Source organism: Geobacillus stearothermophilus ATCC 12980, from assembly GCF_030369615.1.
GTDB classification, from domain to species: domain Bacteria; phylum Bacillota; class Bacilli; order Bacillales; family Anoxybacillaceae; genus Geobacillus; species Geobacillus stearothermophilus.
Genome location: NZ_CP128494.1, coordinates 1,352,699 through 1,368,435 on the forward strand (window position 1 = coordinate 1,352,699; position 15,737 = coordinate 1,368,435).

Here is a 15,737-nt window from a genome sequence, read left to right on the forward strand (position 1 = left end):
TTTTTCTTTTTTCTTTAGTTTTTGCTATTGATTCAAAACTGATGCACGGGCGTATACCCTCCCGATTTCGTGTCCATAATGAGGGATAAAAAGGAAGCGGAGTGAGGAGGAAAAACATGCTGTTTCAATGGGGAATGGGCCGACAAAAAAAGCAGATCAATGACAGGGTGAAACAAGAAGGACCGGACCATAGCGGCGAGGCAACGGACGTCCCGCAAGAGCCGATGTCAGCTGAATTAGCCGTCAACCTTGACATCATCCGCCAAACGACTGGACAAAGCAGCGATGTTGTCATCCGCCGGTTTTCGCTTGGCCAAGAGAAGCAAATCAATGCAGCCATCGTCTTTGTGGATGGTCTTGTTGACGAAAAACATGTGTACGAGTTTTTGCTAACGCCGTTGCTAGAGGCGTCATTTCCACTGTCATTAACAGAAAAAGAATCGTTTCCGTGGATCGAACAAAAGTTGGCCGCGGTGGGCGGTGTGAAGCATGTCATCGATTGGGAACACCTGTTTTTGGAGCTGTTTTCCGGAGAGACCATCATCTTGTTGGATGGGGTGCCGTCCGCTGTCAGCGCCAGCACCAAAGGCGGCCAATATCGTGCAATCGAGGAGCCACAGACGCAACTCGCCGTCCGCGGGCCGCGCGAGGGATTTACGGAGTCGTTGCGCGCAAACACCGCGATGATCCGCCGCCGCATTAAAAATCCCAATCTTTGGCTGGAAACGATGCAAATCGGCACCGTGACGCAAACGGATGTCGCGATCATGTACATCAAAGGCATTGCCAATGACGAGGTTATCGAGGAAGTGAGAGCGCGCCTGCGCCGCATTGATACGGACAGCGTGCTTGAGTCCGGTTATATTGAACAGTTAATCGAAGATCAAACGTTTACGACATTTCCGACGATCTACCATACCGAGCGTCCCGATGTGGTGGCGGCGAATTTGCTGGAGGGGCGGATTGCGATTTTGATTCAGGGGACGCCGTTTATCCTGATTGTGCCGGCTTTGTTTATCCAATTTTTTCAAGCAGTAGAGGATTATTATTCCCGTTTTGATATTGCGACCGCTCTTCGTTTTTTACGCGTATTGATTTTTTTTCTCTCGCTCGTCGCGCCCTCTATTTATATTGCTGCGACGACGTTCCATCAAGAAATGATCCCAACTCAGCTTGTCATCGCCATTGCCGCCCAGCGTGAGGCTGTGCCGTTTCCCGCTTTTGTCGAGGCATTAATCATGGAAGTGACATTTGAGATTTTGCGCGAAGCGGGGATTCGGCTGCCGCGTGCGGTCGGGCAAGCGGTGTCGATTGTCGGGGCGCTTGTCATCGGTGAGGTGGCGATCGATGCCGGTTTTGTTTCATCGGCCATGGTTATCGTTGTCTCGCTCACCGCGATTGCCAGCTTTGCAACGCCGGCGTTTGCCATCGCCATCTCAGCACGCCTCATCCGCTTTGGGTTGATGTTTTTAGCGGCGATGTTCGGGTTTTATGGCATTATAATGGGTCTGCTGATCATGATTCTCCATTTATGCAGCTTGCGTTCATTTGGCATGCCATACATGTCGCCGCTTGCTCCATTTATTTCAACCAATGTAGGCGATACCCTCTTTCGGATTCCGACATGGATGTACCGCGAGCGGCCGCGCCTGATTAATCAGAAAAATATCATTCGCCAATCAGGGGATCAGAAACCGCAGCCTCCGGCACCAACACGCCAGGAAAAGGAGGATGAATCATGAAACGATCTATCGCCATGTTTGTGTCCTTTTTTGTTTGTGCAGTGTTGCTGGCTGGCTGTTGGAGTAAAAAAGAGTTAACCGATTTGTCCGTTGTCATTGCCGTCGGCCTCGATAAAACAAAAGACGGCAGATATTTGGTCTCGTTTCAAGTCGTCAACCCGGGCAACGTTGCGGGAGCGCTCCAACGAGGAGGCGGGGCGGGCGGCGTGCCCATTTCCGTTTATACGTCGACCGGAGACACATTGGTCGAGGCAAGCCGGAAAGCCTCGAAAAAGTTGTCGCGCATCCTGTATTACGCTCATACCAACTTGGTGGTCATCAGCGAGGAATTGGCACGCCAAGGGTTGAATGGGGTATTCGATGCGATAGAACGGAATCAAGAGTTTCGGACGACAACGAAGCTGGTTATTGCTCATGGCCACTCAGCGAAAGAGGTGTTAAGCGTATTAACACCCATTGACAAAATTCCCGCCAATCAAATTATTAAGACGTTGGAGTTTTCCGAGATGGCCTTGGGGCAGACAATCAGCACTGATGTCTGGGAAGTGATTCGTGATTTTACATCTTCAGGAAAAAATATAGTCTTGACGGGTGTTGTCATTGAAGGAAACACACAGCGGGGCAAACGGCAAACAAACGTTCAATCCTCTGTGCCAGATGCTCGCATCAGCTTGGATGGGCTGGCGTTATTTAAAAAAGACCGTCTTGTTCGCTGGGTGAACGGCTCAACGGAACGAGGCGTGCTTTGGGGGTTGGATCGAATCAAACAAACGAATATTACGATCCCATGGAAAGGAAAAAAAGAAGCGATTGGTTATCGAGCGATGGGAGTGACAACGAGGTTAAAAGTGGAATTGAAAAACGGCCATCCTTCCATTTTGGTTCATATCCAAACAGAAGGGGATATCAGTGAGACGTACGTCCCGATCAATTTGGCTGATTACCGATTATTGTTTCAATTAGAAAAGGCGATTGGTCGGGATATTGAACGGGAAGTGAGACAGGCGATTGAAACGGCCCAGCATGAAAAAACGGATGTTTTTGGTTTTGGCGAGGCGGTGCATCGCGCCCACCCCCGCCTGTGGAAAAGAATCAAAAAAGAGTGGGATGACCGCTATTTCCCTCATCTTCCGGTGACAGTGAAAGTGGATGCTTCCATTCGACGCACGGGATTGCGGAATACGCCATATATCAAATAAGCGTTTTCGGCTTAAAAACTTGGATACGGTAGCGTGAGGAGCGATGGAGCGAGATGGAACATAGTAAAATCAATATGCGCCAGCTGTTTGTCCTGATCGTATTGTTTGAGCATGGCAGTGCGATAGTCATTCCGCTCGGCGCCAGCGCCAAGCAAGATGCGTGGATCGCCATTTTGCTCAGTCTGGTTCTTGGGCTATTGCTGATTTTGGTTTATGAGCGTTTGTTTCATTATTATCCCGATCAGCCGCTGACTTCCTATGTGACACATATCGTCGGTAAGCCGCTCGGCAAGGTGTTGGCAGTTCTCTATATTACCTATTTTTTCCATATCACCGCCCGTGTGTTGCGTGATTTTGGCGAACTGTTGCTCACGTTTGCCTATCCGGAAACGCCGCTGTTTGTTTTGAATGCCCTTATGGCTATGACGGTCATGTACGGTGCCTATAAAGGCATTGAAGTATTGGCACGCACCGGCGAACTGCTTTATACGTTGTTGCATATACTGGCAGTTGTTGGATTCCTCTTAGTTATCGCTTCCGGAGTTGTTGATCTCACCCAGATCCAACCGGTGTTAGAGGAAGGGTGGAAACGGGTGTGGAAAACGGTGTTCACGGAAACGTTGTACGTGCCGTTTGGCGAAATGATCGTGTTTACCATGCTGTTTCCATACTTGAATCGTCCGGAAAAAGCGCGGCGGGCCGCCGTTGCCGGGATGGTGTTGACCGGGATCAACCTGGCGATCATTATGGTCGTTAATACGGCCGTCTTAGGAGCTGATGCGGTGTCACGTTCATCGTTTCCGTTGCTCGATACGATCCGCCGCATTCGAGTCGCTCACTTTTTAGAGCGGCTTGATGTCTTTTTTATGGTCGCTCTAGTGATCGGGGGGTTTTTTAAAGTCTCCATCTTTTTTTATGCCGGCATCGTGGGGGTGGCTCATGTATTCGGGTTTTCGAACCACCAGCGGCTTGTTTATGCGTTTGGGGTGCTTGTCTTATTGTGGTCGGTGGCGATGGCCAGCAACTACTGGGAACATATTCATGAAGGATTAAAGATTGTCACGTTCTATCTGCACATCCCGATGCAAATCATCATCCCGGTGCTCTTGCTTGTGATTGCGGCGATTCGCCGGCGGTTTGGACAATCAGCAAAATAAGAAAAACGGACTATATAGATGCAATTTGAAGATTTACCATTTGCAGCTTTTATCGACTGTCAGGCGACCGAACAACGCCGCTTCCAGCCCCATATATGGGTCTGTGAAGCAGGTGGTTGTTCGGTCTTCCGTCACGCCTTGGCGTGACGGAGAAGTCTGTGGCTTGCCTTCGACAGTCGAAAATGGACAAACCGCTTTTCTGTCAAGGATATGTTAAACTTCTTCGTTGCATCTATCCTGAAAACACCATTTAAGATAAAAAAACGGAACCCGCCTAGCCTTCGGAATTTGATTCCAAAGGAGCGACATTCCGTAGTGCACCAGACTACTGGGGTCCGTCTATATATCGGACTTTTACGTACCATAGATACAACGACCTCATGACCCCAGCTGCAAGGAGACCATTCGACAGAAGGTTGTTTTCATCCTTCCGATGGTGACGAAATTTTTTTGTCATGGGAGTCTATATATATAAGTTGCAATAAAGATTTTCCGATTGTTCGATTCTGTTTTCCTTCATAACAAGTCATTTTGATAGAATGCGGTGGGCGCTCTACTGGATGTAAAACAAAGTTTCAACTTATATAGAATAAAATTATACACAACGATGAACGGCGGCTGGGCCCCGCGATCGGAATGGAGAGGAGAGTGGCGCAGACATGGGGCGGGTGCTGATCTATTTGCGGCCATATGGGAAGTGGATGGCGTTAGCTTGGTTGTTTATGTTGACCGAGCTCATCATCGAGCTTTGGCAGCCGCTGTTGATGGGGAAAATCATCGACGATGGTGTCATGAAACAGGATGTTGCGGCCATTTTCACGTGGGGAGCCGTGATGCTCGGGGCGTCGCTGTTGGCGTTTGCCTCAGGCATCGCCAACTCATTTGCCGCAGCCTACGTCGGTCAGGAGTACGGATTTGCGCTGCGGACGGCGCTGTTTGCCAAAATCCAATCGTTTTCGCTTGCGCGCATCGAGCAGTTGTCGCCGGCCTCGCTCGTCACCCGGATGACGAACGATGTGACCCAAGTGCAAAACATGTTGTTTATGAGTTTGCGCATCGCCTTGCGTGCGCCGCTTCTGGTCGTCTTCGGCGTCGCGATGGCGTTTGTCGTTCATGCGCGCTTGGCGCTCGTTTTGGCGGTGGCTGTTCCTCTGTCCGCTGTTTTTTTATTGTGGGTTGTACAAAAGGCGGCGGCGTCCTTTTCCGCCGTCCAACGAGCGCTTGATCGCGTCAACGGCGTGATGCGTGAAAATTTGGCCGGCATGCGCCTCATCAAAGCGTGGATGAGAAAAGAATACGAAGAGGAGCGATTTGCGGCGGCGAACGATGCGCTGATGGAACGGACCATGAGTGTGCTGCGCCTCGTGGAGACGATCACGCCGGTGTTGCTGATCGTGATGAACACCGCCATCGTCGCCGTTCTCCTTTTTGGCCGCCACCATATCGAGGCCGGGACGGCGAGCGCTGGGCAAGTCGTGGCTGTCATCAATTACGCCACAAGGACGACGGCTGCGTTGTCGATGTTTACATTTATTACGATGGCGTTTTCACGGGCGCGCGCCTCGGCCGCCCGCCTCGCTGAACTTCTTGAAGCCCCGGGCGAGCGACACGGGGCGGATGCGGGCGGTGGTCCGGCCGTTCAGCGCGGGGAAATTCGCTTTGAGCACGTTTCGTTCCGCTATCCAGACAACGACCTTGACGCGCTTTCTGACGTATCGTTTGTCATCCGTCCGCATGAGACAGCCGCCATTTTAGGAGCGACAGGGGCCGGCAAATCGACGCTTCTTCAGCTGATTCCCCGGTTGTACGAACCAAGAGGCGGGCGCGTGTTGATTGATGGCGTCGATGTGCGCGAGTTTTCCGCCGAACAGCTGCGGACGGCGGTGCGCTTTGTTCCGCAGGAAGTGCTGCTATTTTCCGGAACGGTTGCCGACAACCTTCGCTTCGGCAAGATGACAGCGACGATGGAAGAGATTGTGCAGGCGGCTCGTGATGCGCAAATTCATGAAACTATCACTCGGTTTCCGGATGGATACGACGCACGGATCGGTCAAAAGGGTGTCAATTTATCAGGCGGGCAAAAGCAGCGGCTGTCGATCGCCCGCGCCTTGGTGGGGCAACCGCGCGTTTTGCTTTTGGATGACAGCACAAGCGCGCTCGATGCAGAGACGGAAGCAAAGCTGCTCGCAGCGTTGCGGAAGTATGCATGCACGACGGTGATAGTGACGCAAAAGGTGAGCACCGCGATGGCGGCGGATACGATTTTGCTTTTGGAAGACGGCCGCTTGATCGCACAAGGAAGTCATGAACAACTGCTGGCGACGAGCGACCTGTATCGACGCATCGTCGCCACGCAGGAAGGAAAGAAGGGATCGGTGGATGTCACTACGGCATAGCCCGCACGGAGCGCGTGTTGGCGCAAGTGCGCAACGGGCGAAAAACAGCGTCGGCACTTTGCGGCGGCTTTGGGCATTTATCGCTCCGCAAAAGCGAAAGCTGTTTGCAGCCATGGCCATGGTGATGGCCAGCTCGGCGCTGGCGCTCGCCGGCCCGTACGTCATCGGCTGGGCGGTCGATGGGTACATTGTGGAGCGGAAGACGGACGGGTTTATGGCGACGCTCGTTTTGCTTCTTGCCATTTATATGGCCCTTGGCGCGGCGACGTTTTGGCAAAACTACTGGATGATCGATGTCGGCCAGCGGACGGTGCGCGGGATTCGCGAGCGGTTGTTTCGCCATTTTCATGAGCTGCCGATTTCGTTTTTTGACCGCCGCCAGCAAGGGGAGCTGATGAGCCGGATTACAAACGACATCGACCATATGAGCCAGACATTTAACAGTACTGTTGTCCAGGTCGTCTCGAGCACGTTGACGTTGATGGGCGCGATCGTGGTCATGCTTTTACAGAGCGTTGTGTTGACGATCGTAACGCTTGTTGTCGTGCCGCTGATGTATGTAGGCATGCGCTGGATTACAAACCGGACGCGGGTGCGTTTCCATGAGCAGCAACGGGCGCTCGGAGAGATGAACGGCTTTATCGAAGAGGTCATTTCCGGACAGAAAGTGGTGAAGCTGTTTTCCCAAGAAGAGCGGATGGAGGAGGAATTGGCGCGCAAAAATGCCGAGCTGAAACAAGCCGGGTTTTGGGCGCAAACGTATTCCGGCTTTATTCCGAAGCTGATGAACTTTTTAAACAGCGTAAGCTTCGCTCTCATCGCTGGCGTCGGCGGATGGCTGGCGGCGAAAGGGACGATATCGGTCGGGACGATCGTCGTGTTTGTCGAATACGCCCGCCAGTTTACCAGACCGCTTAATGACCTGGCCAATCAATGGAACACACTGCTGTCGGCGTTGGCTGGCGCTGAACGGGTGTTGGAAATTTTGGATTTGCCGGAGGAAGAGGAAGACGAGCGGGAAGCGGTGGCTTTGGACCGTCTTGATGGACGCATTGAGTTTCGTCAAGTCGTCTTTTCTTACGACAAACAGCGTCCGGCGCTCGACGGCGTCACCTTTTTCATCGCCCCGGGGGAGACGGTCGCGCTTGTCGGTCCGACTGGAGCCGGCAAAACGACCGTATTGCAGCTGTTGACCCGCTTTTACGATCCGGATGAAGGCGTCATTTTGATCGATGGACGCGACAGCCGGACGATCAAGCGAGCAAGTTTGCGCCGGCATATGGCATTTGTGCTTCAGGATACGTTTTTGTTCGCCGGAACGATCCGCGACAACATTCGTTACGGCCGGCTTGAGGCGACCGATGAAGAAGTCGAAGAGGCGGCGCGCCAGGCGAACGCCCACTCGTTTATTATGAAGCTGCCGAACGGCTATGACACCGTTTTGACCTCGGGAGGAGGCGGGATCAGCCAAGGGCAGCGGCAGCTGTTGGCCATCGCTCGGGCGATGATCGCCGACCCGGCCATTTTGATTTTGGACGAAGCGACGAGCAACATCGATACGGTGACCGAAGTGCGCATTCAAGAAGCGCTCGCGCGGCTCATGAACGGCCGGACGTGCTTGGTCATCGCGCACCGGCTGAACACGATTCAACATGCCGACCGCATCCTTGTGCTCAACGAAGGCAACGTGATCGAGCAAGGGACGCATGAAGAACTGTTGGAAGCAAAAGGATTTTACTTCCAATTGTATCAGCGCTATTGGTTGCGCAATGTGCAGCAGGCATAACTGTATGGTGTTCACGTTTGTGGAGGACTTCAGATGAATGCGTGTCTCCTCCATGCGAACTCGAGTGCTCAGGAAAGGAAGAGTGGATGAAAAAAACAATTAAACAAAAATATAAAGATATTTTGTTAGTCATTTCCGCCGCTTTGTGCTTTACGGCCGGGGCCGATCGGCAAGCCGCTTTTGAAACGTTTCGCGCCAGCTTGCGGATAAGGCCGGATGGCTGGCGATTTGCTTCATGGCAGCAGCATTGTCGCGCTCATGATAGTAAATGTGATTGATATACGCGATGGACAGCGCCCCCCACGCCCCGTTCGACGAGAACGAGCGGCGCGCCCGGCTCTATGACGCCTTCTTGCAAGACGCGGAAATAAAACCCGCTTTTTCCTGTCTGGCAGACGGCTTTCGGCAAATCGGGCAGCTGATGTTTGAACGCCAATTTGGAGCACGGCTGGCGCGGCTGCGACACTTGTACGAGCGCTGTGCCGGCGACATAAATGTCGCCAAGACATACATCGTCTTCCGTCAACCCGAGAAGCGTCCAGTTTTCGCCAAACGCCCCCGCCGTAAATGGGCGGCCGTATCGCTCTTCCCAATAGACGAAATGCTCGGACGGATAGGCGCAAATCGCTTTATCTTCTCCTCCGTGATGGACGAGGTCGGCTTGTCCATCTCCAGCCAAGTTTTGTTTGCCGACCGCAACGGGATGAGCGACCGGCGTTTTGTCAATGCCGGTTGTGATCCGCTGGCCGCCGATGTGGAGCGTTTTCGGCTTCCCGACATTAATGGAGAGAATCTGCATCGCGTTCACCCCCATACCGCCTCGGCGATGAGCCGGAAGCTTGCGAGTTTATCCTCGAAGTCGTATGTAATCGTCACGAGCATGATTTCCTCTGTTTCATACGTTTCGCTCAGCCGATACAGCTTGTCTTTGACGCGCGTCGGACTGCCGACGATCATCCGCCGCCGGTTGTCTTCCACCCGTTTGCGCTCATACGGGCTGTACGGATACGCAGCCGCTTTTTCCGGGCTTGGCGTGCCGTTCAGCGCCATCCCTTGCTCGATCATAAGAAGCGACAGATCAAGGCTGCCGGCGATCCATTCCGCTTTTTCATCCGTTTCGGCGCAAATTGCAAACACCGCGACCATTCCGCGCGGCTCGGCCAAATACGGCGATGGAACAAACCGGTCACGGTACAGCCGCATATAATGTTCGCCGCCTTCCCCGTTGATAAACTGGGCGAACACATACGGCAGCCCTTTATCGGCTGCCAGCTTCGCCGTTTCCGAACTGGAGCCGAGCAGCCATAGTTCCGGCGGGGACTGCACGATCGGCGTCGCCTTGACGCCATAAAGCGGGTGGACGGGCGGAAGCGCATCGTGCAAATACCCAAGCAAGTCATCGATTTGCTCCCGATAGCGATCCGCTGAACGCGGCCGGCCGTCTTGGAGCGCCATCGTCGCCCGCGGCATGCCGCCGGGTGCCCGCCCGATGCCGAGATCGACGCGGCCGGGATGAAGGCCGGCAAGCACATGGAAGTTTTCCGCCACCTTGTACGGGCTGTAATGCGGCAGCATCACGCCGCCTGAGCCGATGCGGATGCGCGACGTTTTCGCTCCGATGTGTCCGAGCAGCACTTCCGGCGACGAACCGGCAAGGCTGTTTGTATCGTGGTGTTCCGACACCCAAAACCGCTTATAGCCGAGCTGCTCAACGTGTTGGGCGAGCTTGACGGTGTTCTCGAGCGCTTCTTCTGCCGTCATGCCTTCGGCGATCGGCGACTGGTCGAGGACGCTCAGTTGCAGCGCCATTGCGATTCCTCCTTCTTCCGCCGCAGCGGTGGAAATAATGATTAGTTTCTATTATGCGCTGTTTTGCTTCGGTTTGTCCATTCATTTGTCCACCCGCCTAGCAAAAAACCGATCCGCCGTCGGCGGATCGGCCAATCCCGTCAAGATGCGCGGCAGTGCGGCGATAATAAAACATCGGGTGGGATGCGGGTGGTGTGGCAGCTGGCCCGTACACGCGCGGGGTCATGTGTTTATTCATATAAATCAATGCACAAACGCCTCCTTTCCGTCGTCTATGTGGCATCATATGCCGAGCTGTGCAGTTCGGTTTGGGCGCTGGATTTGTGACACCCGCCTTCCTTTTGATATAATGAAAGAAAATATTGGAGAAAGGGTGTTGTTGATGCCAGCTGTCGAATCGAACATGTTTCCCCTCGGCAAACAAGCGCCGTCGTTTTCCCTCACGAATGTCATCGATGGCAACGTCGTCCGTCTTGAGGATGTGAAATCGGACGTCGCAACCGTCATTATGTTCATTTGCAATCACTGCCCATTTGTCAAGCATGTCCAGCACGAGCTTGTTCGCCTCGCGAACGATTATATGCCCAAAGGGGTGTCGTTTGTCGCCATCAACTCCAACGATGCGGAACAGTATCCAGAAGATTCACCCGAAAACATGAAAAAGGTGGCGGAAGAGCTCGGCTATCCGTTTCCGTATTTGTACGATGAGACGCAAGAGGTGGCGAAAGCATACGACGCCGCTTGCACCCCGGACTTTTACATTTTCGACCGGGATCTGAAATGCGTCTACCGCGGCCAGTTGGACGACTCGCGCCCGAACAACGGCATCCCGGTCACCGGGGAGTCGATCCGCACCGCGCTGGATGCTTTGTTGGAGGGCCGCCCGGTGCCGGAAAAGCAAAAGCCGAGCATCGGCTGCAGCATTAAATGGAAACAAACACTGTAACAATGTGCTTGACTTTTCATTGTGAAGCGGGTATGATGGAAAAAGCATCATTCGTTCGTTGCGGAATCGCCACCGCCGTGCCGTTGGCTTGCGAGTGCAGCCGGCACGGCATTTTTGTGGCCGCGATCTACTGAACAAATTCACACTGGCGCCGCCTCGGAGCGGCAAGGATGGATGAGAGGAAGGGCTTCCATTGTTTTTGTTTCCTTTCCTTGAGTTTTCGTAATTTATGTTATGTAAACAAAAGGAGAACGAGGAGATGGCGGAAGGGCGATATTGGGTGTTTGTGTATGGAACGTTGCTGACTGGCGAAGAAAACCATGAAGTGGCCGCTCCATACTTTCGCGCCGCGTGTCCAGGGAAAGTAAACGGCCGCTTATACAATGTCGGTCCGTACCCCGCGCTTGTGCTTGGAGAAGAGGGGGAAGTGGAAGGGGAGTGGCTGACGGTGACGGAAGAAGGGCTCAAGGCAATGGATGAGCTCGAGGATTACGTTGAAGGGCGGTGCGATAACGAATACGAACGGGTGTGGGTTCGCGACGCGTGCAAACCGATCGAAGGATATGTGTACGTCTATCCGCCGGAAAAAGCGGCCGGCTTGCCGCTTATTCCGTCCGGATCATGGCGGCGGCGTGAGGAGAAAATGTAACATCTAGAAACAGCCTGTGAGGAACGGTCATCCTCTGGGCTGTTTATTTTTTACATGAATATGAAAACGGTTGTAAAAAATCGTTATAAAAATACAGAAAAATTGCTAAAAAAGTGTTGCCAAACGGCCACTCTTTTTCTATAATAAAAGCATGTTAGAAAAATAAACGTACGAATGTGAGGTAATGTTACATGTCGAAAACGTTCGTTTCCTCCACCCAAACGGGATTGCTCGAACAAATTAAAGAAACGATCCAACAAAAGAACGTTGAGCTTCTTCATTTGCAGTTTGTCGACATTGAAGGGATCTTAAAGCACGTGACCGTGACGGCTGAACAGCTTGATGATGTTGTCGAAGGGAAAATCATGTTTGATGGTTCGTCGATCAAAGGCTTCTCGCCGATCAACCGTTCCGACTTGTATCTTCTTCCGGATTTGAATACGTTTGCTGTTTTGCCGTGGACGGTCGAGGAAGGCTATGCGGAAGCGCGCTTTCTCTGCTCGGTGACCAATCCGGACGGCACGCTGTTTGAAGGCGACCCGCGCAACGTGCTGAAAAAAACGATCGAGCGGGCGGCGGAAAAAGGATATACGATCTCGGTCGGTCCGGAGCTGGAGTTTTTCCTGTTCAAAGCCGATGAAAACGGCAATCCGACGCTCGAGCTCCATGATGGCGGCGGTTATTTCGAACCGTCTCCGAAAGACTTGGGCGAACGCGTTCGCCTTGAAATTTACCGCGCCTTAAAAGCGATGGGCTTTACGATTGAAGCGTCGCACCATGAAGTGGCGGAAGGCCAGCATGAGATCAACTTCAAATATGCCGATGCGCTCGGTGCGGCTGACAATGCGACGACGTACAAATGGGTTGTCAAAACGATTGCCAGCAAGTTCGGCCTCCATGCGACGTTTATGCCAAAACCGGTGTTTGGCATCAACGGTTCAGGCATGCATGTCAACATTTCCCTCTTCAAAGATGGGGAAAATGCGTTCTTTGATCCGAACGATGCGAACCAGTTGTCAGAAACAGCGTACCAATTCATCGCGGGCTTGCTGAAAAACGTAAAACACTTCGCGGCGGTTACGAACCCGCTTGTCAACTCGTACAAACGGCTTGTGCCAGGGTATGAAGCGCCTTGCTACATCGCTTGGTCCGCTTCCAACCGTTCGGCGCTCATCCGCATTCCGGCCAAACGCGGCGTCGCGACGCGCGTTGAGCTCCGTTGCCCGGATCCGTCGGCCAATCCGTATTTGGCGTATGCCATCATCGCTGCCGCTGGCCTTGACGGTGTCGAAAAAGGTTTAACCGCTCCGGCGCCGATTGATGAAGACATCTTCCATATGTCGGAAGAACGACGTGCGGAGCTTGGCATCGACAACTTGCCGGAAAACTTGGGCGAGGCCATCGCAGCGCTAGAAAGCGGAGAAATCGGCCGCGCGACGCTTGGCGAGCACGTATTCAACGAATATGTCGCGTTGAAAAAAGAGGAATGGAACAGCTACCGCACGGCGGTTCATGCTTGGGAAGTCGAGCGGTATCAAGGAAAGTTCTGATCGAAAGCCAGCATTCAAAAGGTGTCCCGTCGCCATATTCGGGGCGCCTTTTTTCTGCAGGCAGCTGTTTGTCTTGATGGACGGCCGCGCGGCGCCTTCCGCCCGTCGGCCGCCAAGCTGCCGGCGTTCGCAACGTCATCTTGCGCGTGGGGAGGAAAAGATGACTGCATTTTTTTATTTTTTAAATTCATAGTTGACATCTATGAATAATGGGATTTAAATTATAAGTAACACGCTCAACTATTGCAAGCGGAGGGAAACCAATGAAAAAACTGATCGTTTTTGTGTTTGTAGGATTTATCGCCCAGTTGATCGACGGATCGCTCGGAATGGCGTACGGCGTCACCTCGTCGACGCTGCTGTTGACGTTTGGCATCGCTCCAGCTGTTGCCTCGGCGTCCGTTCATTTGGCGGAAGTGGTGACGACAGCGGCGTCCGGCGCCTCTCACTGGAAATTTGGCAACGTCGATCGCGCCATGGTCGGGAAGCTCATTATTCCTGGGTCGGTCGGCGCGTTTATCGGAGCATGCTTTTTAAGCAACTTGCCAGGGGATTTGATCAAACCGTATGTATCGTTGTTTTTATTGGCGCTTGGCTTTTACATTATTTATCGATTTTTAGTGTTGAACGGCCGCGCGCCGTCGGCGTCAGGAAAACAGTGGTCCAATAAGCAGCTCGTCCCGCTCGGCTTGGCGGCCGGTTTTCTTGATGCGACCGGCGGTGGGGGCTGGGGGCCGATTGCGACGCCGGTGTTGTTGGCCAATAAAAGCACGGAAGCGCGCAAGGTGGTCGGCACCGTCGATACATCCGAATTTGCCGTCGCGCTGTCGGCGACGCTAGGATTCGTCATTTCGCTTGGTTGGGAGCAAGTGAACTGGCACTGGGTGCTGACGCTCATGGCTGGCGGGGTCGTCGCTGCACCGATCGCCGCTTGGCTTGTGCGCAAACTGCCGTCCCATTTGCTTGGAGTGTTGGTTGGCGGATTGATTATTTTGACAAACGTTCGCACGCTTCTGCACGCTTGGGAAGCCCCGGCGCCGGTTTATCCTGCTGTGTACGGCCTCATCGTCATCGGCTGGGCGGCGGCAGTATGGGTGGCGATCAGAAATGGACGGAAAGGAAAAACAGCTAGTGGGGAGTTGGCGTCGTAAGCATTAGGGGGCGCTTGGCAAACGACAGTGTCTTTCCGTTGGCGGCAGCGTTGGATGCGATCGGGTTGAGCATCAGGGAGCTTGTTCGTGCTGCAAAGGGCAACGGTCGACAGCGCCTGCCCTCAAAAATAGCGCGCGGATCAGTTGTTGCCCCGTTGACGACAGTTGAAACGAGAAGGTGGCTCTTGCCCTCTGGGCAGGGGCTGCTTTTTTATCAACCCCTGTAGCGGGAAGCCGGTTTCTATGTTAAAATATTCTGCATCATCAACCAAAGGGGGAGAGGGAACATGGCACAGCCGCTTGATCTCGGCCGCCGCATTTCACTCATCGATTTGTATGATTTTCGCATGCCGCGGCGCACCGGTACATACGTGCTTCACGAAGAGAACTTGGCGATCGTGGAAACAGGGCCAAGTCCGTCGGTGCCGCATTTGCTTGCTGGGTTGAAAGCGCTTTATATTGATCCGTCTGATATTCGCTATATCATCGTTACCCATATTCATTTGGACCACGCCGGCGGTGTAGGGCTACTTCTTCAGCATTGCCCGAATGCGATGGTTGTCGTCCATCCGAAAGGGAAGCGGCATTTGGCTGATCCATCGCGCCTCATCGCCGGGGCGAAGGCGGTCGGTGTACGGCGCGCAGTTTGAGTCGCTCTTTGATCCGATTCTTCCGGTGCCAGAAGAGCGATTGATTGTGAAAGAGGACGGGGAAACGTTGGCGTTGAGTGTGGAGCGGACGCTCACGTTCTATGATACGCCGGGGCATGCGAACCATCATGTTTCCATTTATGATTCGTACAGCCGCGGCGTGTTCACCGGCGATACGATCGGCGTTTTTTACCCGCAGCTGCAAGAAGCGGGGCTTACGTTTTGCCTGCCTTCAACATCTCCGAACCAATTTGACCCTGAAGCGATGGAGCGGTCGGCTGAGCGGCTCGAGAAGTTGAATCCGTCGCGCATCTATTTTGGTCATTTTGGCATGCTCGATGACCCGCAGGAGGCGTTCCGCCAGCTTCGCGTTTGGCTGCCGAAGTTCGTGGCGGCAGGAAAAGAAGCGATCGAGCGAAATCCGGAAGCATCGCCCGCAGAGCAGGCGAAAGTCGCTGCACAACGGTTGCGCCGCGATGTAGAAGCGTTTTTGAACGAATATGGCGTCCCGTCTTCGTCGCCGGTGTATGCGGCGATCGAGCTGGATTTGCAAGTGTGCGCGATGGGGTTGATCGATTACTGGCATAAGCGGCGGTGATAGGGGTGAATGAACGGTGTCCCAAGCATAAAAGGGACACCTTTTCTTTGTTAATACGTATAACGATGATGATGACGAATCCGTCTGCTTGGTTTCATGCCATG

The 15,737-nt window shown here is 53.4% G+C and carries 10 protein-coding genes and 2 pseudogenes; 10 read left to right on the forward strand and 2 right to left on the reverse strand.

Annotation, left to right across the window (positions count from 1 at the left end; genetic code table 11):
* Positions 1–116 precede the first annotated feature (116 nt).
* The 5 genes from QSJ10_RS07285 to QSJ10_RS07305 all read left to right on the forward strand — a co-directional run bounded on the left by QSJ10_RS07285 (position 117) and on the right by QSJ10_RS07305 (position 8,280).
* Positions 117–1,742, forward strand: coding sequence for a spore germination protein (locus QSJ10_RS07285; RefSeq protein ID WP_033015164.1), 1,626 nt, complete (start codon positions 117–119; stop codon positions 1,740–1,742).
* Entirely contained in the window at positions 1,739–2,941 is a 1,203-nt protein-coding gene (locus QSJ10_RS07290) for a Ger(x)C family spore germination protein (protein WP_053532575.1), read from the forward strand. Before QSJ10_RS07285 ends, QSJ10_RS07290 begins: the two co-directional genes overlap by 4 nt.
* A 53-nt stretch (positions 2,942–2,994) precedes the next feature.
* The gene (locus QSJ10_RS07295) at positions 2,995–4,098 is read left to right on the forward strand and encodes a GerAB/ArcD/ProY family transporter (RefSeq protein WP_033015161.1); all 1,104 of its coding nucleotides are present in this window, start codon (positions 2,995–2,997) and stop codon (positions 4,096–4,098) included.
* 659 nt (positions 4,099–4,757) lie between these two features.
* Positions 4,758–6,494, forward strand: a complete 1,737-nt coding sequence (locus tag QSJ10_RS07300) for an ABC transporter ATP-binding protein (RefSeq protein ID WP_033016723.1) — start codon at positions 4,758–4,760, stop codon at positions 6,492–6,494.
* Positions 6,478–8,280, forward strand: a complete 1,803-nt coding sequence (locus QSJ10_RS07305; protein WP_033016724.1) for an ABC transporter ATP-binding protein — start codon at positions 6,478–6,480, stop codon at positions 8,278–8,280. The genes QSJ10_RS07300 and QSJ10_RS07305 overlap by 17 nt, the downstream gene beginning before the upstream one ends.
* A 150-nt stretch (positions 8,281–8,430) precedes the next feature.
* On the opposite strand, the pseudogene QSJ10_RS07310 reads toward QSJ10_RS07305, so the two are convergent.
* Positions 8,431–9,079: pseudogene (locus QSJ10_RS07310) on the reverse strand (MOSC domain-containing protein).
* A gap of 5 nt (positions 9,080–9,084) precedes the next feature.
* The gene (locus tag QSJ10_RS07315; RefSeq protein ID WP_033016728.1) at positions 9,085–10,089 is read right to left on the reverse strand and encodes an LLM class flavin-dependent oxidoreductase; all 1,005 of its coding nucleotides are present in this window, start codon (positions 10,087–10,089) and stop codon (positions 9,085–9,087) included.
* 382 nt (positions 10,090–10,471) lie between these two features.
* On the opposite strand from QSJ10_RS07315, the gene QSJ10_RS07320 reads away from it, so the two are divergent.
* From QSJ10_RS07320 to QSJ10_RS07340, 5 genes and pseudogenes are all read left to right on the forward strand, one after another.
* Complete coding sequence (locus QSJ10_RS07320; RefSeq protein ID WP_033016730.1) at positions 10,472–11,035, forward strand: thioredoxin family protein; 564 nt, start codon at positions 10,472–10,474, stop codon at positions 11,033–11,035.
* Between the two features lie 259 nt (positions 11,036–11,294).
* Entirely contained in the window at positions 11,295–11,684 is a 390-nt protein-coding gene (locus tag QSJ10_RS07325; protein WP_033016731.1) for a gamma-glutamylcyclotransferase family protein, read from the forward strand.
* 191 nt (positions 11,685–11,875) lie between these two features.
* Positions 11,876–13,234 carry a type I glutamate--ammonia ligase gene (gene glnA, locus QSJ10_RS07330; RefSeq protein ID WP_053532803.1) on the forward strand — a complete coding sequence of 453 codons (1,359 nt, stop codon included), beginning with the start codon at positions 11,876–11,878 and terminating at the stop codon, positions 13,232–13,234.
* A gap of 263 nt (positions 13,235–13,497) precedes the next feature.
* Positions 13,498–14,385 (forward strand): sulfite exporter TauE/SafE family protein, encoded by an 888-nt coding sequence (locus QSJ10_RS07335; protein ID WP_053532804.1) that lies wholly within the window; start codon positions 13,498–13,500, stop codon positions 14,383–14,385.
* Positions 14,386–14,672: 287 nt separating this feature from the next.
* A pseudogene (locus QSJ10_RS07340) lies at positions 14,673–15,633 on the forward strand (MBL fold metallo-hydrolase).
* The last annotated feature ends 104 nt before the right edge of the window (positions 15,634–15,737 follow it).